This window comes from Glutamicibacter sp. FR1 (assembly GCF_047300825.1).
Classification (GTDB): Bacteria; Actinomycetota; Actinomycetes; order Actinomycetales; family Micrococcaceae; genus Glutamicibacter; species Glutamicibacter nicotianae.
The window spans coordinates 559,464-578,011 of record NZ_CP178602.1; the positions used below are offsets into that span (position 1 = coordinate 559,464).

Here is an 18,548-nt window from a genome sequence, read left to right on the forward strand (position 1 = left end):
TAGCCCGACGAGCGCACCGTGTGTGGCGCAGCGCACAACGTCGAACATTTTGAATATACAGGGTTTTGCTGACAGCCGCCTGCTAAGACGGCGGATTTAATCAACCTGTTACTCAAGCAGTCCTCGGATGTCTTGGGCGGTCAAGGCCTTGGAGAATCCATCGGCCTCATCCATCACCGTCGAAATCAGCTTGCGCTTGCTTTCCTGCAGCGCCACAACCTTCTCCTCGATGGTGCCCTGGGAAATCATCCGGTACACCATCACCTGCCGGGTCTGGCCAATGCGATGCGTGCGGTCGATCGCCTGGGCTTCAACGGCCGGGTTCCACCACGGATCCAGCAAGAAGCAATAGTCGGCTTCGGTGAGGTTCAGGCCGAAGCCGCCGGCCTTCAAGGAGATCAGGAAGAGCGGTGCTTCGCCTTCCTTGAACTGCTCGATGACCTTGGAACGGTTGCGGGTATTGCCATCGAGGTACACGAACTTCACGCCTCGTTCGGCCAGCTTGTCGGCCAGCACCTTCAGGTATGAGGTGAACTGGCTGAAGATCAGCGCACGGTGGCCTTCGCCCACCACGTCATCGAGCTGGTCGAAGAGAGCTTCCAGCTTCGAGCCGGGGATGTCCGACAGTTCCGGATCTACCAGGGACGGCTCAAGGGCCAGCATGCGCAGGTGCGTCAGCGACTGGAAAATGGTGAAGCGGTTGCGATCCAGGTCCTCCACCAGGTGCAGGATCTTCTGGCGTTCGCGATTCAAATGCGTGTCGTAGACATGCTGGTGCTCCTCGGACAGGCGCACCAGAATCTGCTGCTCCTGCTTGGCCGGAAGATCCAGCACCACCGATTCCTTCGTGCGGCGCAGCATGAACGGCTTGATCCGGCGCTGTAGCAAGGCGAGGGTTTCCTTGTCGCCCAAGACCTCGATGGGCCGGGCGAACTGGCGATTGAAGCGCGTGGTGTTCAGGAACAACGCCGGAGCAACCAGCGACAGCAGGGCACCGAGCTCGGACAGGTTGTTTTCCATCGGGGTACCGGTGACTGCCAGCTTGAAATTGGTCTGCAGGTTCACGGCGGTCCTGTGCGCTTTGGTGGATTTGTTCTTCACGAACTGCGCCTCGTCGAGGATCAGGCCGGCAAAGCGCTGGGCTTCGTAGATCTCGTCGTTCAGGCGCAGCAGGGTGTAGGTCGTGAGAATGACATCGTAGTCCTGAGCGAGTTCCTGAAGCTGCCGCGGTGACGGCAACGTGCCCTCGACGCTGACGACCCGCAGGGAAGGGGCGAACTTGTTGATTTCCATTTCCCAGTTGGACACCACCGAGCTCGGGGCAACCACCAGGAACGGCAGGCGGGTACGCTGGGCTGCCGGCAATTGGGCGCTGGCCTCGGGATCCGCCCAGAGCTTGTGGGCGTGGAGCATCAGCGCAATTGTCTGCAGGGTCTTGCCCAAGCCCATGTCATCGGCGAGGATGCCGCCGAAGCCGCCCTCGTACAGGCGGGAGAGCCAGTGGAACCCCTCCACCTGGTAGGGGCGCAGTTGGGCGTCCAGCGTGTTCGGCACCTGGGCATGGTGGGCCTCGGCGACCTTGAGCAGCGAACGCATGCGTGCGATGAAAAGGTCAGCGCCGTCGATGCCTTCAGCCATCTCGTCCAGTTCTTCGAACATCGAGATCTGGAAGACCGTCAGCTTCAGGTCTCCCTCCTTCGGCTTGTCGTTCATCGCCTGGGCTTCGTCAACCAGCGCCTTGAGCTTGGCGAACATCGGGTGGTTCAGCGAGAACCAGGTGTTGTCCGGCAGGCGGAGCTTCATCTGGCCATTGCTCATGGCCTCGACAATCTGCGAGAAGGGAACCTCATGGTCGCCTACGGTGATCAGCAAGCCGAGATCAAGCCAGTCGGTCCGTTCATGATTCACGGCATTGATCTTCAGCTGGGGGAGTTCACGCAGCTGGCGGAAGGTCGGCCGGGTGCCCTGCTCGACGAGCTGGACCTCCGGAAGGCGCTCCAGCGCGGGCAGGATCTCGGTGACGAAATCAATGGTGTCATCGCGTGCGTAGAACTTCGGCGACAGGTTGGGATTGCCGGCTTCCTCATGCGCCAGGAACACCTCATGCACGGCTGACTGGAGCAGTTCCTCGGCCTCCACGTCGTGCACTTCCTGGTCGCTGGGGATCCCAGGGTAGCGGATCTGGAAGTCCAGCGCGGCGGTGTCGTTCGGTTCCTTGTTCTGGTTGAATTCGCGCTTGTAGACCACGGTGGCCTGCACATAGGGCGGTTTCAGATCCGGCAGGACCAGCTCGTCGCTGACGCTGCGCAGCTCGAAACGGCGAGCCAGGCGAGGGTAGGAGGATTCGAAGAAGTCGTTGATCTCCGGTGCGGGCACGGTGACCGGGCGGCGGTCGATATACCAGCGGCGGTACGCGTCGGGAACCGGCTCGGTGCTTGGAGCGAGCCAGATTTCATCGGGCTGGGCCATTTGCGCATAGAAACCATGCTCGGCGATGACACCGCTGGGCGCCTCCGGATCAAGCACGAGATCCTGCCCGGCGATGTGCAGGACGCCGTCCAGCTGCAACTGCTGCTCATCCAGGGAGGCCTGCATGCTGAAGCTGGCCGGATCAACGATCCGCACGCGCTGCTCGGAACGGGTGGTGATCAGCGCAATGCCCAGCTCGCCAGCCTGTTCGAGCAGCGGCCAGAGAAGCTCGGAAGCGTACTCGTCCAGGAACAGCCAGTCTTCGTCCACCTTGAACTGCAACTGGCTGTCGCTGCGGGCCATGGAAGCGAAGCGGGTGAACCAGTGGTGCTGTGCACGCAGCAGGTTCCAGCCGTAGGTCTTGAAGCCCAGGGTGGTCCAGCGCAGCTGGCCGCGCACCCAGCGGCCTTCGGCATTGCGGACCATGGGGCGCACGCCCAAGCGGAAGCGCTTGTTGCGGGTCGGGTGCGGGATGGTCCCGGTCGGCATCCACTGCTGCTGCTGGGTGGCGTCCTTCGAATCGAAGAGCAGGAACTGCAGCGCCATCGGCACCACCGGATCGTGCTGCGAACCGAGCAGCCCGTCGGCCGGGCCCGGGTCGGACTCCTCGAACCATGAATCGATTTGCTTTGACCACGCGGTCTCCGGCTTCTCTTCATGGACCGGCAGCGGGCGAGGCTGGGAGGCGATCTTATTGGAGGTAATGGCCAAAGCCGCGATATGAGAGCAGATGCCTGGCGCGTCGCAGGTGCACTCGCAGGATTCGATCTTCCACTCGCCACCCTCCAAGTGGACCTGGATCATCGGAGAGAATTCTTTGCCGGAATCGGTGACTGTGCCCTCGATCTGCCCGGTGTTCTCATCGAATTCCACGTCAACCACGGAATTTGCTTCTGCGGCCAGGTTCTTTCCATAAAAGAAAGGAACGTTGCCCAGAAAAGCCAGTAAATGGCGGGCGTCAATGGTTGGTGGAACAGATTCAGTCATCCTCTCATCGTTTCACGTTCCGGGCCGTCGCGAAAGTTGATGGGCCCTTCTGTGAATAATCACTATCCATGACGTAGCGTTGACACATGTCCCACGTGTGGCCCTATCTTCCAGCCCGAGCAGTGAACATCACCTCGCTCGTCGAATTCGACCGTCTTGCCGCTGAAGCGCTGGTTTCCCACCATGCCCACGGAAAAGGCTGGCGCGTGCACCGCGTGGATCTGCGCGAGCGGGATACCGTGCTGAAATCGCTGGATCTTTCCGAAGCGCTGTTCATCGATTGCCAGTTTTCCGCCCAAGGCCAGCAGATCGTGCAGGCGACGGGCGGGCTATACATGAGCTCGGGGGCGCAGCTGCCGTTCGAGACCGGCGCCCGCGGCTTGTACACGGCAGAAGAGCTGTACTCGGGGATCTGGACGCAGACCTACCAGCAGGTACCCGATGCCAAAATATACGCGTACTCCCAGCAGCATGCGGCGGCGAATGCCGACAGCGATCACAGTGCGCTGGCCAGGACCCTGCACGATCACCACATTGGCCAGGCGCTGGTCTCGGCGGTATATGAGGGAACGTTCAAGGACACTCCGATCATCGGGGTGATGGGCGGGCATGCGATGAACCGGGGCACCACGCAGTACGCGCAGGCCTTGGAGCTCGGGCGCATGATTACCCGTGCTGGCTACGCGGTGGCCACCGGGGGAGGGCCAGGAGCCATGGAAGCGGCCAATGCCGGTGCGTGGCTGTCCGACTATGGGGCAGATGACATTGCGACGGCCTTGCAGATGCTCGCCGAAGCGCCAGATGCGATCCACCATCGCACCGGCTGGGCGAGAACCGCCCTGATGGTGAAGGAGCGTTTCCCCAGCCAGCGGCAGTCGCTGGGCGTGCCGACCTGGTTCTACGGCCATGAGCCGCCGAATCTGTTTGCCACCCAGATCGCCAAGTTCTTCACCAATTCCATTCGCGAGGCGATCCTGCTGGAGCAGTCCAACGGCGGGCTGGTCGTGCTGCCCGGGGCTGCCGGCACGGTCCAGGAAATCTTCCAGGATGCCTGCGAGAACTACTACGCCACCGGTGCCCGCGTGGTGCCAATGGTGCTGGTCGGCCGCGACTACTGGAGAAATGACCTTCCGGCGTGGCCGCTGCTCCAGGCCCTGGCCAAGGAACGCGTGATGGAGCAGAAGATCGCCCTGGTGGACACCGTCGAGGAAGCACTGGCGTTCATCCAGTCCATGGAAACCCTGCGGCGGCGCACCCGGCCGGCAAAGGACAACTAGTCCGGGGCATCGAAAATGCCGGGACAGCCGAAGCTGTCCCGGCATTTTCGATGCCAAGCGGAGTATTAGCTGACGCTGACGTCGAAGATCAGGCCCAGGCAGTAGGTGACGGCCGCAGCGCCCCAGCCGATGGCCAGCTGGCGCAAGCCGCGCTTGAACGGGGAGGCTCCGGAGAGCAGGCCCACGATGCCGCCGGTGATCATCAGGGCGATGCCCACCAGCACCACCGACACGATGATCGCGGCCAGGCCGGAGAGGCCCAACATGTAAGGCAGGATCGGCACCACCGCGCCGGAAGCGAAGAGCAGGAATGAGGTGGCGGCCGCCCCGGTGGCCGAGCCCAGCTCCTGGTGCTCCTTCTCGAGCTCGTCGCCGCGGCCTTCCGGGTTCAGCGAGAAATCAGGGTTGCAGTCGCAGGTGAACAGGCCCATGCGTTCGGCGGCCCGGTGCTCGGCGTCCTCGTCGCTCATGCCGCGGGCCTTGTAGATCAGCACCAGCTCGTTGGCGTCCAGATCCAGGTTCGGGGCCGCGGTCAGCGTGACCTGGGTGGGCCGCGAGGCGGTCAGCAGCTCGCGTTGGGAACGCACCGAAACGTATTCGCCGGCCGCCATGGACAGCGCTCCGGCCAGCAAGCCGGCAATGCCGGAGAACAGCACGAAGGTCGAAGAAACGCCGGTGGCGCCGATGCCCATGATCAATGCCAGGTTGGATACCAGCCCGTCGTTGGCGCCGAAGACCGCGGCGCGGAAGTTGCCCGACAGCCGTGCGCGTCCTGCTGTGGCCAGGGCCCGGACGACTTCCTCGTGGACCTGCTCGTCGGCAGCCATCTGCGCGGTGGCGTCCTTGTCATTGCGGTAGGGGGAGCTGCTCTCGGAGCGCTGGGCCATGGCCAGCACGAACACCGACCCGAAGTGCAGGGCGAGGAAGCGCAGCATGGTGCGGCGCAGCGACGGTCGGACTTCCTTGGCATGCTCGCCGAGCAGCGTGCGCCAGTGGGATTCGTGGCGTGCTTCGGCTTCGGCCAGGCCCAGCAGGATTTGCCGTTCCTGCCCGGTCTTCTTTTCCGCCAGGGCCCGGTAGATGGCGCCCTCGGCGACTTCATCGGCGAGATACTTGCGCCATCGCTGGATCTGCGCTTTGGTCGGTTCGGCGCTTGGGTGCTGTGGCATCTCGAAAAGGCTCTCCTTGAACGTGGAGTTTCCCATGGAAACCCGTGGATCGGCTCAGCTTTCCACTTTAGCCAGCGCCCCTGGACTTGGGAATTTGGCAAGGCTAAATGCATGGCGCCTGCCTGCCGGATTCCCTGCTTCCGGCACCACCAGCAGCAATTCGGAGGTGTCCGGGTCGAAGGCCGGACGGCGGGAGCAGCGGGTGATGAGGCGTTCGAGCCTGAGCGGGTCCGCAACGTAGCGGGTGCACCAGCGGCCCTCAGCGGTGAACTGCACCTGGCCGGTCTGGCGGTCGATGATGGGAAGGATTGGGATGGCCACGGATATTAACTCTCTGGCGAGCTCTTGCCCGTGCACCAATTGATGCGCGGACCGCTTCCTCATCCGAACCACCCATGAACTTGGGGTTGGTGCGCGGCCAGTCGGAGCTTGGCGCCGCGTCTCGTGAAGCAACAATTCTGAGCGTACCGCCGCATGCGGCGCCAGATGAAGCCGTACTGCGTAATATGACTTCCGGTCAGTTCTCCGGGGCCAGGGAATCGGCCAGCTGCTGCAGCTTCTGGCGGTGTTCAGCCCACTGCGCCGCGGTGTAGCCGGTCAGCAAATCCAGCGTCGCGGTCCAGCCGGCGCGGCCGTCGAGCTGTTCGCGGATGATATCCAGCTGCCCTGCATGCCGGGAGGTCTCGGCCAGCGCATGGATGAGCAGATGGTCCAAGGTGGTATGCCCCGCCGGCCCCCACCACGGGACGTGCACTGCAGAATCCAGGTACAAGGCGGCGATGCCCTCGTCCGCGAAGGCGATGGCCTTGCGGTACAGGTCTATCAGCTGCAGCCCGTCCATCTGGGCGGGCGGAAGGAAATCAGCGTCGGGATCATGCGGGGAGATGAACTCGCGGACATAGGCGTCGTTGGCCTCGCGCCGCAGGCAGGTGCCGAAATACTCGTATTCGTTGATCGCCAGATGGTGCAGCACGCCCAGGATGTGGGTGCCGGTAGGGGTGAGCGGGGTGCGTGCCAGCTGCTCGGCCAGGCCCTCGGCCTTGAAGATCGCATTCTCGCGCGCCTCATTCAGGTACCCGCAGAGCTTGTCCTTGGTGCTGTCCATGGACAGAGTCTAATGATCGCGGCCGGCCCGCGGTAGGGGACACCGCGTGTTTACCATTGGTAAACTTGCCCCGCAGGCGGTGAAGTCGCCGCGGATGCCGCTGCCGGACACGACGTTGATGGAGCCAAACGATGAAAACCTTGCCAGTTGAACCAACCGGTGCTGCGATCAACATCGGTGCGCGGCTGCGCGGGGTGCGGCAGACCCAGCGCATGACCATTGACCAGGTCGCAGAGCTCTCCGGGCTGACCAAGGGCTTTCTCTCGCGTGTGGAACGCGACCTGACCAGCCCCTCGGTGGCGACGCTGCTGCGCCTGTGCGAGGTGCTGGGCATCGAGGTCGGCACGCTTTTCGAAGTCCCGGAAACGAAACTGGTGCGCCTGGACCAGGCGCCGCGGGTTTCACTGGGCGGCGACGGGATCACCGAGCAGCTGGTGACCCCGCGCAGCGAAAAGCGGCTGCAGATGATCCGCGCCGAGATTGCGCCGAGGGGCACTGGCGAAGCGGAACTGTATTCGATGGATTGCGAGCTGGAAGTGCTGCACGTGATCGCCGGAGAATTCATCCTGATCCTGCCCGACCAGCGATTGGAGCTTGAGGCGGGCGATACCGTAACCTTCCCGGGCCGCGAGCCGCATAGCTGGCAGAACCCTTCCGATGAGCCGGCCGTGGTGACCTGGACGCTGATCCTTTCCTGAGCCCAACCCCTGCGCCCGCTGCGGCGGCACGCTCGGCGCGATGCGGCTGCGTGTTCGCTGGCGGGGTGGGCAACCGCGTATTCTAGGAACGATGCGTTGTTCCGGGCGCTCGGAACGATTGGCGATGGGAGAGGCGTGAAGACAGGCGAACCAACTGCGACGCAGGACAAGCTGCGCAGCATCAGCTGGTGGGCTTCGGTGCTTTTCGGCGTTCTTGTCGGCACCACCTTGACCTGGATCCGTACCCAGCGCAATTTCTTCTTCCTCGGCGCCGCGATTCTCGCTGTCGTCATCGTGACCATCGGCGTGCGGACGATCCGCCGGCGTGCGCGTTTCCCGCAGATGGCGCAGGCGCGCATCTCCTGGACCTATGCGCTGTGGACCGCCATCCTGCTCATCCTGGCCGGCCCGATCCAGCTGGTGTACGTGGCCGATGACCTTTCCGAATTGACCATCAAGTCGTTGGTGATGTCCGCGGGCTTCGTCCTGGGCATCCATGAGGTCGACCGGGCGCTGGTGAATGCCAGCAAGAAGGGCTCCGAGGCGCCCTGAGCTCCCGGGTTGGATGAAATGGCCTGAAAGTGCAGTCAACGTATCCCTACCCTTGTCGTTTTTTGCCTTGTCCCATCCTGGCCAGCATTGGCAGAACTAGGTTGCAATCAGCACCACTCAACCTGGACTCTCGAATCTCCCGGTTGCTGGCGATCAATGAAACGAAGCTGCGTGTTGGATTAGGGGTGCTGGTCCAGCAAATCCGCAGCGCCGCCAACTGATCTCCTCACTGAAGTTCCGGCGCAGGCCGCAGTCCATTCCCGGGCTGAGGCTCGCGTCTTTTTGCGCCCGGATTCCGCCCGGCCCTGTCGTTGGATCTTGACGTGACCCAGCAGACAAAATAGCATAATGGAAAACTGAAGTTTCATATTAGACAACTTGGGCTGTGGTCCTCGTGCGTCTGGGGAGGAAGTTGCGATGAAGGAAATCCGCATCGAGGAAAATGGCCGGCTGGGACCGATCAATGCCGCGGAGATTCCCCGCTATGCAGGGGGCGGCACCTACGCCCGGCTGCCGCGCCTGGATCAGGTGGAGCAGGCCGACATCAAGATCGTTGGCGTGCCTTTCGACACCGGTGTGTCCTACCGTCCCGGCGCCCGCTTCGGCGCCAACCACGTGCGCGAATCCTCGCGCCTGATCCGCCCCTACAACCCGGCCACCGACACCTCGCCCTTTGCACAGAGCCAGGTGGCTGACGCCGGGGACATGGCGGTCAACCCGTTCAACATCAACGAGGCCATCGAGACCATCGAGCACAACGCGCTGGAGCTGACCAGCGACGGCTCCACCCTGGTCACCGTGGGCGGCGACCACACCATCGCGCTGCCGCTGCTGCGCGCCGCCTCCCAGCGCGCCGGCGCCCCGGTGGCGATGCTGCACTTCGACGCGCACCTGGATACCTGGGACACCTACTTCGGCGCCGAATACACCCACGGCACCCCGTTCCGTCGTGCCGTCGAGGAAGGCATCCTGGACACCGAGGCGATCTGCCACGTGGGCACCCGCGGCCCGCTGTACGGCAAGAAGGACCTGGAGGACGACAAGCGCTTCGGCTTCGGCATCGTGACCAGCTCGGATGTCTACTACCAGGGCGTGCGCGAGATCGTGGACAAGCTGCGGGACCGCATCGGCAACCGCCCGCTGTACATCTCGGTGGATATCGACGTGCTGGACCCGGCCCACGCCCCGGGCACCGGCACCCCGGAAGCCGGCGGCATCACCAGCCGCGAGCTGCTCGAAATCCTGCGCGGGTTGCGCGGGCTGAACATCGTCGGCGCGGATATCGTGGAAGTGGCCCCCGCCTACGACCATGCGGAACTGACCGGCGTGGCCGCCAGCCACGTCACCTACGACCTGATCAGCCTGATCAGCGACTTCCGCGCCAGCAAAGGAATGAATGCCTCATGAGCGAGCAACCGCAACGCAACGGCGGCGACCTGGTCATCGAGACCCTCACCGCACTCGGCGCCAAGACCGTGTTCGGGATCCCCGGCCAGCACGCCCTGGGACTATTCGACGCGCTCTCGCGCTCCAGCCTGGAATTCATCTCCTCGCGCGTAGAGAACAACTCGGCCTTCGCCGCCGACGGCTACTCCCGGGCCACCGGGGAAGTGGGCGTGCTGTTCCTCTCCACCGGCCCCGGGGCGCTGACTTCCCTGGCCGGGCTGCAGGAAGCCTACGCCACCGGTGTGCCGATGGTCGTGGTCGCCAGCCAGATCCCGCTGGACGGGCTGGGCGCCCGCCGCAAGGGCATGCTGCACCAGCTCGATGACCAGAAGGCCTCGGCCGCCAATGTCACCAAGTTCCAGCAGACCGTGCACCATGCCTCCGGCATCCCCTCGGCCATCCAGGACGCCTGGGCCCGGGCTATCACCGTGCCCATGGGGCCGGTCTGGGTCGAGGTGCCGCAGGACGTGCTGCTCGCGCCGGTGATGGTGCCGCCAGTGCAGGACGCCCTGGCCGAAGCCTATGAGCATCCGCCGCGCGAAGAGCTGATCGGCGAAGCCATGCGCTGGCTGGCCGAGGCGAAGCGCCCGGCCATCATCGCCGGCGGCGGCGTGCGCCGGGCCGGGGCGAAGGCCGAGCTGCTGGCCGTGGCGGAGAAGCTGCAGGCCCCGGTGCTGTGCAGCCCCGGCGGCAACGGCGCCTTCCCCTGGGAGCACGAGCTCTCCTTGCAGTCGTGGGTCGAGGACCGCTACGTCTCGGAAGTCATGGAAGACGCCGACGTGCTGGTGGTCATCGGGTCATCCCTGGGCGAGGTCACCAGCAACTACTTCACCCTGGAACCGCGCGGCAAGATGATCCAGATCGACGCCGAGCCGCGCGTGCTCGAATCCAACACCCCCGCCCTGGGCATCCGCGCCGATGCCCGTGAGGCCCTGAAATTCCTCGATGGGGAAATGCGCAAGACCGGCTTCACCGCCCAGGCCTCGTGGCATGGGAACACCCCGCAGCAGGTGGTGGCCGAGACCCTGGAGAAGGTGCAGGCCCGCCTGGATGCCCAGGACCTGGGCAAGGAGCGGAAGTTCATGGCCGATATCCGGGCCGCCGTCCCGGCAGGGATGCAGACCTTCTGGGACATGACCATTGCCGCCTACTGGGGTTGGAGCTGCTGGGACGCCAAGGACGGCGAATTCCATTCCGCGCAGGGCGCCGGCGGCCTCGGCTTCGGTTTCCCCGCCGCGATCGGCGGAGCCATCGGCTCGAAGCAGCGCGTGCTGGCGGTCAGCGGAGACGGCTCATCGATGTACTCCATCGCCGAACTGGCCACCGCCAAGCAGCACCATGCACCGGTCACCTGGCTGATCGTCGATGATGGCGGCTACGGCATCCTGCGCGAGTACATGGAGGGAGCCTTCGGCAAGGCCACAGCCACCGAGCTGGCGCGGCCCGACTTCGTCGCGCTGGCCCAGTCCTTCGGCATCCCCGCCCGGGAGGTGGAACCGGAAGGCATCGGTGCCGCGCTCGCCGAGGCGCTGGAGGCGGACGGGCCGAACGTCATCGTGGTCCGCACCTTGCTGAAGATGTTCGCGCCCACGCACCTGTAGAGGCATCCGGACACGTCGACGGCCTCGGATCCGCTGCTCGCAAAAGCGGTGGGTCCGGGGCCGTGGTGATTAATGGATGGTGAAACGGTGCAGGTCAGTGGGTGAAGTGGAATACCACGCCGAAAAGCACTGTCGAGATGCCCAGGCAAATGCCGATGAGCAGTGGCTCCCAGTCCAGGGACTGGGCTGCCAACATCACTGCGAAGGTAGCGAAAAGCAGAATTGCTCCGATGCCTCCCAGGATCACCCCTCCGCCACCATGGTGCCGCACGGCGGAGTGTGCGGTCCGGTTAATTAGTGGTGCCATGCCGCCATGGTACGTCCGAAACCGGCCAAAGCCGAGGGGTGGGGCCAACAACTTCGATATTGTCTGCTTTGTTGGCTCAGCGGCCGGTGCGCAGCTGGTGGATTTGCTCGGCAGCGGAGGCCAGCGAGGGATAGTCGGCGCCTGGCCCCTGGGCGATGAATCCGGGGCAGTGGTGGTCGGCCAGCCCCGGTTGCCCGTAGGACAGGCCGCGGAACGTGCCCTTGGCCATGCGCACCAGATGCGCGCCGGCGGCCACATCCCACACCTTGGTATCGAAACCGATCACGGCATCGCACCAGCCTGCCGCCACATGGGCCAGGGACAACGCCGCGCAGACCTTGCGCCGCACCGTGGCGAAGTCCTGGATCCACTGGCCCAGAAGCTTCAGCGACAGATCACCGTCCTTGAGCATGGATTCTGCTCCCGGGTAATCGGTCATCAGGTTGGCGCGGGACTGCTCGGGACGGGCACCGGGCTCAAGGACTTGTCCATTGAGGAATGCGGTATCCGAATTGGCACTGAATTCATCGCCGGAGATCGGATCGAGGATTGCGGCGGCAACCAGTTGGCCATCGATGGCGGCGGCGATCGAGATGCAGAAGAATGCCACGCCGTGGACGAAATTGCTGGTGCCGTCAATCGGATCAACGATCCACTGCACCTTGCCGGGAGCCTGCTGGCCGTGCTCGCCGGAGATCCGCTCTTCGCCGAGCACCCAGGAACCGGGGCAGGCCGAGAGCAGTGCGTCGGTGATGATCCGCTGGCTGCGCCGGTCGATGCCGGTGACCAGATCATGCGTGTTGGTTTTGTGTTCGGCGTGCACGGTGCCGCGGAAGGAAACGCGCAGCAGTTCGGCGGACTGGCGAGCTGCTTCAAGCGCTGCAAGACGCAGTTCTTCGGCGTTGTTGGTGCGGGCTTGGACTCGCTGATCATTCACGAAGTCCAGCTTACCGCCGGCACGGAACGCCAAAACGTTGACTAAAGCAACTAATTAAACTTACTGTGGTGGAAACACAATAGATAGGCAGCCGATAGACCGTGGTCAAGTCTCCAGACAGCCATTCGGATTCAGAGCTCAAGAGCCTGCTCGACGAGCTGGCGCGCAGTTCCAGGATCCTACGCGTGTTCTCGCATATGGACCAGACGGATCCCGAGGTTTCCAACGCCTCCCATCATGTGCTCAAGACGCTGAAATCCCGTGAACCCACGCATGCTGCCGACCTTGCCCAGGTCCTCGGCATTGGCACTGCGGCAATGAGCCGGCACCTGGCGGAACTGGAGCAGTCGGGCCTGGTTGACAGGCGGTCCAGCCAAATCGATGCCCGCCGCCATGTGCTTTGGGTGACCGAGGCGGGGTGCGAGCGGCTTGAATTCCGCGACCGATTGCGCCTGGAGCGCATGCGCCAGGTCCTTCCCGACTGGGACAGCTCCCGCATGGCCAGTGTTGCCCACGCTTTGGGCGAGTTGAACGATACGATGATCCGCGGTATCCAATCCCGGCGCACCGATCAGTTCGGCACCGAGCAAAACACCACCGGAAACAACGCAGAAAATACCGACCTTGGATAAGAGCATGCCGGAAAAAGACCGTCCTACCGACCTCACCGAGGTGGCCGCGGACCAGCCGCAGATGGACCAGCGCGAGGTGCTCAAGTCCATCGCTGGAGTCTTGGCATCCTTCTTCGCCGCGATGCTCGCGGCGACCATCGTGTCCATTGCCCTGCCGACCATCATGGATGTCCTGGGCGGCTCGCAAACCGACTTCAACTGGGTCTTGAGCACCACGCTGCTGGCCAATGCCGCCACCACACCCATCTGGGGCAAGATGGCAGATCTCTTCGACAAGAAGAAGCTGCTGCAAGCGGGCATCCTGGTGTTCGTGCTCGGCTCGCTGCTGGCCGGGCTCGCCTGGTCGATACCTGTGCTGCTGTTCGCCAGGGTCATCCAGGGCATCGGCATGGGCGGGCTGACGGCCATGGGCATGGCGGTCATCGGCACGGTCATTCCGCCACGCGAACGCGGACGCTATTCGGGATATTTCGGCGCGGTCATGGCTGTCTCCACCGCGGCAGGCCCGCTGCTGGGTGGATTCATCGTGGACTCGCCGCTTGGCTGGCGCTGGTGCTTCTTCTTCGGCATTCCGATCAGTTTGCTCTCGATGATCCTGATCCACCGGACCCTGCACCTGAAGCACGTGAAGCGCCCGGTGCATATCGACTGGGTCGGCGCCATCCTGCTGACCACCTCCGTCTCCATCCTGCTGATCTGGGTGTCCTATGTGGGCAAGGATGATTACTTCGGCTGGAATTCGTGGCAGACCTACACCATGGTCTCGACGGTCATCTTGCTGGCAACAGCGCTGCTGCTCGTGGAATCGCGGGTTCCCGAACCGATCATCCCGCTGAAGATCATTTGCACCCGGACCACGTCGCTGGCGATCCTCGCCTCGATCTCGATCGGCGTGGGAATGTTCGGCACCGGCGCCTTCATCGGCCAGTACTTCCAGATCGCCCGCGAAGCCACGCCCACCATGGCCGGGCTGATGACCTTGCCTATGATCGCCGGCAACTACTTCGGATCGGTCTTCTCGGGACAGATGATCACCCGCTTCGGCCGGTGGAAAATCTACCTGCTGATCGGTTCAATCCTCAATATCGCCGGCCTCGGCCTGCTGGGAACGATGCACCACGATACCGAATACTGGATCTTGGCCTGCGGCATGTTCCTGAACGGCGTGGGCATGGGGTTCATGCTGCAGAACCTGGTGCTCTCGGTGCAGAACACGGTGAAAGTCACCGACATCGGTGCGGCGAGCTCTTCGGTGGCGTTCTTCCGTTCAGTTGGCGGCTCGGCAGGCGTCGCGGTGCTCGGCGCGCTGCTGTCCCGAAATGTGGCTGACCTCATCACCGAATCCTTGGCGGCCAAGGGGCAGCTTTCCGCGGCATCGGCCACCGAGGATTCGCTGAATCTTTCAGGGATGCCCGATGCGTTGCGGCTGGTGGTCGAAGCCGCCTATGGCGAGGCGACAGGAATCGTCTTCACCGTTTCGGCAGCCGTGGCAGTTATCGCCTTTGTATGCATCGTGCTCATCAAGGAAGTGCCGCTGCGCAAGACGATCTAGCGGGCGTGGCGTTGTCGCGGAGGCGAATCAGGATAAGCTTCAAACCATGAGCAGCATGCAACCGATCCAGCAGAAGGCGTCCCTGACCGAGCAGGTGTCCACGATGATCCGCGCTGCCATCGTTGCCGGCGAGATGGCTCCGGGGGAGCACTACTCAGCCATCGGCATCTCGGAAAAGCTGGGCGTCTCGCGGACTCCGGTGCGCGAGGCCCTGCAGCTGCTGGAAAAAGAGGGCATCGTGACCGTGGCGAAAAACCGCGGGGTGCGCGTCAACCAGATTTCCCTGGACGAGATTGTGGAAGTCTTCCAGCTGCGGCTGGCCATTGAACCTGCTGCTGCCTCACGTGGCGTGCGGAATGCGACGGAGGATGACATCCAGCAGTTGAAGTCGCTGCACCAGCGCATGCTTGAGATCGGTGAAACCGGTGATGGCCGGGCAACGCTGGAAGCGGACAAGGAATTCCACCTCTACCTGCTGGGGCTGGCCGGCAACGCGAAGCTCGACAACGTGGTGGGGGAGTTGCGCAACCTGGTCCTGGCTCACGGGCAGACCACGGTGCCCTTCGCCCGGTCCAGCCAGGATCTGGCCGGGGACCGCGAGGAAATCATGGCAGCGATTCTTGCCAAGGATCCGGATGCCGCCGCAACGGCGGTTCGCGATCACGTCATGCGCACCGCACAGATGCTGATCAAGTCCGTCTGCTCGCGGACAGAGGGACTGGACGCGCAACCGTTCCTGGAGCGGTTGGACGCCTTGATTTCCTAGCATCAAGCCGCAGCGTTCCGCGCCAGCCTGAACGCAATTGGTGCCGAGGCGGCGGCGAAACATCATGAAATTCCTTGCCAAGGTGATCTGCACTACATAGAGTTGCATGCAACATGTAACTAATGATTTTTGTGGATTGAAGGTGTGGAAGCGAATGAGCCAACCGCTCGAAGGGATCAAGGTCATCGACCTCTCGCGCATCCTGGCCGGACCGCTGTGCTCCATGACCATGGCGGACTTCGGAGCCGACGTCCTCAAAGTGGAAAGCGCTGCCGGGGATGAGACCCGCAGCTGGAAGCCACCGGTCAACGCCCAGGGCATCAGCACCTACTACTGGTCGGTGAACCGGAATAAGCAGGCAGTAGTCGCCGACTTTGCGGACGCGGCACAGCTGCACGCCCTGCGCGAATTGATCCGCGAGGCAGACGTGCTTGTGGAGAATTTCCGTCCCGGTGTATTGGCCAAATTCGGCTTGGACTACGAGAGTTTGCGCGAACTGAATCCGGCACTGGTCTATTGCTCCATCTCGGGATTCGGCGAAAAGCAGGGTGCGGCACTGCCCGGCTTCGACCTGCTGGTGCAGGCAGTAGGCGGGCTGATGAGCATCACCGGCGAACCGTCGGGGCCGCCGAGCAAGGTGGGCGTGGCCCTGGTGGATGTCCTGGCCGCGCAGAATGCGGTGGCCGGGATCCTGCTGGCCTTGCGCGAACGCGATTCCAGCGGCATCGGCCAGCGGGTGAGCATCAACCTGCTCGGCTCGCTGCTGGCCGGGCTGACCAACCAGTCCAGCAGCACGCTGGCCACCGGACAATCCCCGGCACGCATGGGCAACGCGCACCCGAGCATCGCCCCTTATGAAACCTTCGCAGCCAGCGATGGCGTCGTGGCGATCGCGGTAGGCAACGACCGCCAGTTCGCTGCCCTGGCCCAGCACCTGGGCCAGCCGGAACTGATCCACGATCCGCGCTTTGGCAGCAACAGCGCACGCGTGGCCCACCGGACCGAACTGAAGGCCATCATCGAAGCGGCCACCGACTCGGCCACGGCCGCGCACTGGGCGGCAGCGCTGATGTCCGTGGGAGTCCCCGCCGGCAAGGTCAACTCCATCGCCGAGGCCATCGATTTCGCCAAGGAACTCGGCCTGGATCCGGTCGCGCTGATCACCGATCCGGCCACCGGAGAGGTGACCGAGCAGATCGCCAGCCCCATCGGGCTCTCGCGCACCGGAGCCCAATACCGCAGCATCCCGCCGGCCCACGGGGAGCACCAGGAACTTCTTGGCACCTTCGCCAACAGCTAATCGCAAGAACTTTCAAGGAGATACACCATGACCACCATCGAACGCCTGCTGGACCCAGCGGACCTGATCAACTTCGACTCCCTGCTCTCGTCCGAGGAATTGGCGCTGCGCGATACCGTGCGCGGATTCGTCAACGAGAACATCAAGCCGAATATCGCCAAGTGGTACAACGACGCGGTCTTCCCGCTGGAAATCGTTCCGGAGATGGCCAAGCTGGGCCTGCTGGGTATGCACCTTCAAGGCTACGGCTGCGCGGGCCGCTCGGCCGTGGAATACGGCATCGCCGGGGCCGAGCTGGAAGCCGGCGACTCGGGGCTGCGCACCTTCGTTTCGGTCCAAGGCTCGCTGGCCATGAGCGCCATCTACAAGCACGGCTCCGAGGAGCAGAAGCAAGAATGGCTGCCGAAGATGGCCGCCGGCGAAGCGATCGGCTGCTTCGGGCTGACCGAACCCACCGCAGGCTCGGACCCATCGAGCATGAAGACCTTCGCCCGCCGCGACGGCGATGACTGGGTGATCAACGGCTCCAAGCGCTGGATCGGCCTGGCCAACGTCGCGCAGGTGGCAGTGATCTGGGCGCAGACCGATGAGGGCATCCGCGGATTCGTCGTGCCCACCAGCACCCCTGGCTTCACCGCCACGCCAATCGAGCAGAAACTGTCCATGCGCGCCTCGATTCAGTGTGACATCGACATGGTGGATGTGCGCCTGCCAGGAACTGCGGTATTGCCGGAGGTCAAGGGACTGAAGGGGCCTTTCTCGTGCTTGAATGAGGCCCGCTACGGCATCCTGTGGGGTTCCATGGGCGCCGCCCGCGACGCCTTCGAGGCGGCCTTGGCCTACTCGCAGGAGCGCCTGCAGTTCGACAAGCCGCTGGCCGGATACCAGATGACCCAGCAGAAGCTGGTGGATATGGCCCTGGAAATCAACAAGGGGTTCCTGCTCGCCCTGCACATCGGCCGGTTGAAGGACGCCGGGAACCTGGATCTGCACATGATCTCGGTCGGCAAGCTGAACAACTGCCGCGAAGCCATCGCGATCTGCCGTGAAGCCCGCACCATCCTGGGTGGCAACGGCATCACCCTGGACTACTCGCCGCTGCGCCACGCCAACAACCTGGAGTCGGTGCGCACCTACGAGGGCACCGATGAGGTGCACACCCTGATCCTGGGCAACAAGCTCACCGGCGTGTCGGCCTTCCGCTAAGCCGCGAAGCCACAGAAGACGGGAAAGAGTCCAATGGAACTTTCGACAACAGTTGCCACCCTGGAGCACTGCATCAACGGTTGGATGTCAAGGCGGCCACCTCGGCAGCCCAGGGGATCGAACGCTCGCTGGAACAGGGCGCGACGCTGCACTATCGCGGGCAGGCTCCTGGCGCTGGCAGCTTCCTGGCCCCGACCATCCTGGAGCTCCCTGACGGGGAAGCAGGGCGGGCCAACTGCGCGTGGCAGGAAGAATTCTTCGCACCGATCCTTGCGGTGCGCCGGGTCAACGGGTGGCAGGAAGCCTTCGACGCCGCTGAAGACTCGGAATTCGGCTTGAGCCTGGCGCTGTTCACCTCGAATCTCGCGCTGGCACTGGAAGCGCAACAAACTCTCGACGTGGGAATTTTGCATGTAAATTCGGAGTCAGCAGGCGCCGACCCGCATGTGCCTTTCGGCGGTGCGAAGGCTTCTGGCTACTGACCGAAAGAGCAGGGAGCGGCAGCTCGCGAGTTCTACACGCACACCACGACGACCTACCTGCG

17 protein-coding genes and 1 riboswitch are annotated in these 18,548 nt (G+C 63.7%); of the genes, 11 read left to right on the plus strand and 6 right to left on the minus strand.

The features are described from left to right. Positions 1-108: 108 nt before the first annotated feature. On the minus strand, positions 109-3,456 hold the full coding sequence (locus tag ACLQ8T_RS02735; protein WP_413455603.1) for an SNF2-related protein: 3,348 nt from the start codon (positions 3,454-3,456) through the stop codon (positions 109-111). 86 nt (positions 3,457-3,542) lie between these two features. On the opposite strand from ACLQ8T_RS02735, the gene ACLQ8T_RS02740 reads away from it, so the two are divergent. After that, complete coding sequence (locus ACLQ8T_RS02740; protein WP_413455604.1) at positions 3,543-4,733, plus strand: LOG family protein; 1,191 nt, start codon at positions 3,543-3,545, stop codon at positions 4,731-4,733. Positions 4,734-4,798: 65 nt separating this feature from the next. Here the strand turns inward: ACLQ8T_RS02740 and ACLQ8T_RS02745 are convergent, their stop codons facing one another. The 3 genes from ACLQ8T_RS02745 to ACLQ8T_RS02755 form a co-directional block, all read right to left on the minus strand. Further along, complete coding sequence (locus ACLQ8T_RS02745) at positions 4,799-5,902, minus strand: VIT1/CCC1 transporter family protein (protein WP_413455605.1); 1,104 nt, start codon at positions 5,900-5,902, stop codon at positions 4,799-4,801. A 54-nt stretch (positions 5,903-5,956) separates the two neighbouring features. Next, the gene (locus ACLQ8T_RS02750) at positions 5,957-6,223 is read right to left on the minus strand and encodes a hypothetical protein (protein ID WP_204720611.1); all 267 of its coding nucleotides are present in this window, start codon (positions 6,221-6,223) and stop codon (positions 5,957-5,959) included. Positions 6,224-6,238: 15 nt separating this feature from the next. Further along, positions 6,239-6,352, minus strand: a riboswitch (SAM riboswitch). Between the two features lie 67 nt (positions 6,353-6,419). Next, positions 6,420-7,007 carry a DinB family protein gene (locus ACLQ8T_RS02755; RefSeq protein WP_413455606.1) on the minus strand — a complete coding sequence of 196 codons (588 nt, stop codon included), beginning with the start codon at positions 7,005-7,007 and terminating at the stop codon, positions 6,420-6,422. 131 nt (positions 7,008-7,138) lie between these two features. Here ACLQ8T_RS02755 and ACLQ8T_RS02760 point away from each other — a divergent pair, with 131 nt between their 5' ends. From ACLQ8T_RS02760 to ACLQ8T_RS02775, 4 genes are all read left to right on the plus strand, one after another. Continuing rightward, on the plus strand, positions 7,139-7,705 hold the full coding sequence (locus ACLQ8T_RS02760; RefSeq protein WP_413455607.1) for a cupin domain-containing protein: 567 nt from the start codon (positions 7,139-7,141) through the stop codon (positions 7,703-7,705). A 135-nt stretch (positions 7,706-7,840) separates the two neighbouring features. Beyond that, entirely contained in the window at positions 7,841-8,257 is a 417-nt protein-coding gene (locus ACLQ8T_RS02765; RefSeq protein WP_413455608.1) for a hypothetical protein, read from the plus strand. 417 nt (positions 8,258-8,674) lie between these two features. Then, on the plus strand, positions 8,675-9,664 hold the full coding sequence (gene speB / locus ACLQ8T_RS02770) for an agmatinase (RefSeq protein WP_038990019.1): 990 nt from the start codon (positions 8,675-8,677) through the stop codon (positions 9,662-9,664). Continuing rightward, the gene (locus ACLQ8T_RS02775; protein ID WP_413455609.1) at positions 9,661-11,304 is read left to right on the plus strand and encodes a thiamine pyrophosphate-binding protein; all 1,644 of its coding nucleotides are present in this window, start codon (positions 9,661-9,663) and stop codon (positions 11,302-11,304) included. Before speB ends, ACLQ8T_RS02775 begins: the two co-directional genes overlap by 4 nt. A 94-nt stretch (positions 11,305-11,398) precedes the next feature. Here the strand turns inward: ACLQ8T_RS02775 and ACLQ8T_RS02780 are convergent, their stop codons facing one another. Continuing rightward, complete coding sequence (locus tag ACLQ8T_RS02780; protein WP_143181038.1) at positions 11,399-11,611, minus strand: hypothetical protein; 213 nt, start codon at positions 11,609-11,611, stop codon at positions 11,399-11,401. Positions 11,612-11,687: 76 nt separating this feature from the next. Next, complete coding sequence (locus tag ACLQ8T_RS02785; RefSeq protein ID WP_413455610.1) at positions 11,688-12,548, minus strand: inositol monophosphatase family protein; 861 nt, start codon at positions 12,546-12,548, stop codon at positions 11,688-11,690. A 101-nt stretch (positions 12,549-12,649) separates the two neighbouring features. Between ACLQ8T_RS02785 and ACLQ8T_RS02790 the strand changes: the two genes are divergently transcribed. The 6 genes from ACLQ8T_RS02790 to ACLQ8T_RS02815 all read left to right on the plus strand — a co-directional run bounded on the left by ACLQ8T_RS02790 (position 12,650) and on the right by ACLQ8T_RS02815 (position 18,486). After that, positions 12,650-13,180 (plus strand): MarR family winged helix-turn-helix transcriptional regulator, encoded by a 531-nt coding sequence (locus ACLQ8T_RS02790; RefSeq protein ID WP_413455611.1) that lies wholly within the window; start codon positions 12,650-12,652, stop codon positions 13,178-13,180. 4 nt (positions 13,181-13,184) lie between these two features. Further along, positions 13,185-14,732: an MFS transporter gene (locus ACLQ8T_RS02795; protein ID WP_413455612.1), complete on the plus strand. Its 1,548-nt coding sequence runs from the start codon at positions 13,185-13,187 to the stop codon at positions 14,730-14,732. Positions 14,733-14,778: 46 nt separating this feature from the next. Then, complete coding sequence (locus ACLQ8T_RS02800; RefSeq protein WP_204720631.1) at positions 14,779-15,498, plus strand: GntR family transcriptional regulator; 720 nt, start codon at positions 14,779-14,781, stop codon at positions 15,496-15,498. Between the two features lie 154 nt (positions 15,499-15,652). After that, on the plus strand, positions 15,653-16,798 hold the full coding sequence (locus ACLQ8T_RS02805; protein ID WP_413455613.1) for a CaiB/BaiF CoA transferase family protein: 1,146 nt from the start codon (positions 15,653-15,655) through the stop codon (positions 16,796-16,798). Positions 16,799-16,825: 27 nt separating this feature from the next. Then, on the plus strand, positions 16,826-18,004 hold the full coding sequence (locus ACLQ8T_RS02810; RefSeq protein ID WP_413455614.1) for an acyl-CoA dehydrogenase family protein: 1,179 nt from the start codon (positions 16,826-16,828) through the stop codon (positions 18,002-18,004). A gap of 80 nt (positions 18,005-18,084) precedes the next feature. Beyond that, positions 18,085-18,486: an aldehyde dehydrogenase family protein gene (locus ACLQ8T_RS02815; RefSeq protein ID WP_413455615.1), complete on the plus strand. Its 402-nt coding sequence runs from the start codon at positions 18,085-18,087 to the stop codon at positions 18,484-18,486. Positions 18,487-18,548 lie beyond the last annotated feature (62 nt).

Bases quoted from the DNA above. Each gene is read 5' to 3' on its own strand.
- ACLQ8T_RS02740 (WP_413455604.1), top strand. From the start codon at position 3,543: ATGTCCCACGTGTGGCCCTATCTTCCAGCCCGAGCAGTGAACATCACC.
- ACLQ8T_RS02805 (WP_413455613.1), top strand. From the start codon at position 15,653: ATGAGCCAACCGCTCGAAGGGATCAAGGTCATCGACCTCTCGCGCATC.
- ACLQ8T_RS02795 (WP_413455612.1), top strand. From the start codon at position 13,185: ATGCCGGAAAAAGACCGTCCTACCGACCTCACCGAGGTGGCCGCGGAC.
- ACLQ8T_RS02810 (WP_413455614.1), top strand. From the start codon at position 16,826: ATGACCACCATCGAACGCCTGCTGGACCCAGCGGACCTGATCAACTTC.
- ACLQ8T_RS02755 (WP_413455606.1), bottom strand. From the start codon at position 7,007: ATGGACAGCACCAAGGACAAGCTCTGCGGGTACCTGAATGAGGCGCGC.
- ACLQ8T_RS02735 (WP_413455603.1), bottom strand. From the start codon at position 3,456: ATGACTGAATCTGTTCCACCAACCATTGACGCCCGCCATTTACTGGCT.
- ACLQ8T_RS02745 (WP_413455605.1), bottom strand. From the start codon at position 5,902: ATGCCACAGCACCCAAGCGCCGAACCGACCAAAGCGCAGATCCAGCGA.
- ACLQ8T_RS02760 (WP_413455607.1), top strand. From the start codon at position 7,139: ATGAAAACCTTGCCAGTTGAACCAACCGGTGCTGCGATCAACATCGGT.
- ACLQ8T_RS02800 (WP_204720631.1), top strand. From the start codon at position 14,779: ATGAGCAGCATGCAACCGATCCAGCAGAAGGCGTCCCTGACCGAGCAG.
- ACLQ8T_RS02780 (WP_143181038.1), bottom strand. From the start codon at position 11,611: ATGGCACCACTAATTAACCGGACCGCACACTCCGCCGTGCGGCACCAT.
- ACLQ8T_RS02775 (WP_413455609.1), top strand. From the start codon at position 9,661: ATGAGCGAGCAACCGCAACGCAACGGCGGCGACCTGGTCATCGAGACC.
- speB (WP_038990019.1), top strand. From the start codon at position 8,675: ATGAAGGAAATCCGCATCGAGGAAAATGGCCGGCTGGGACCGATCAAT.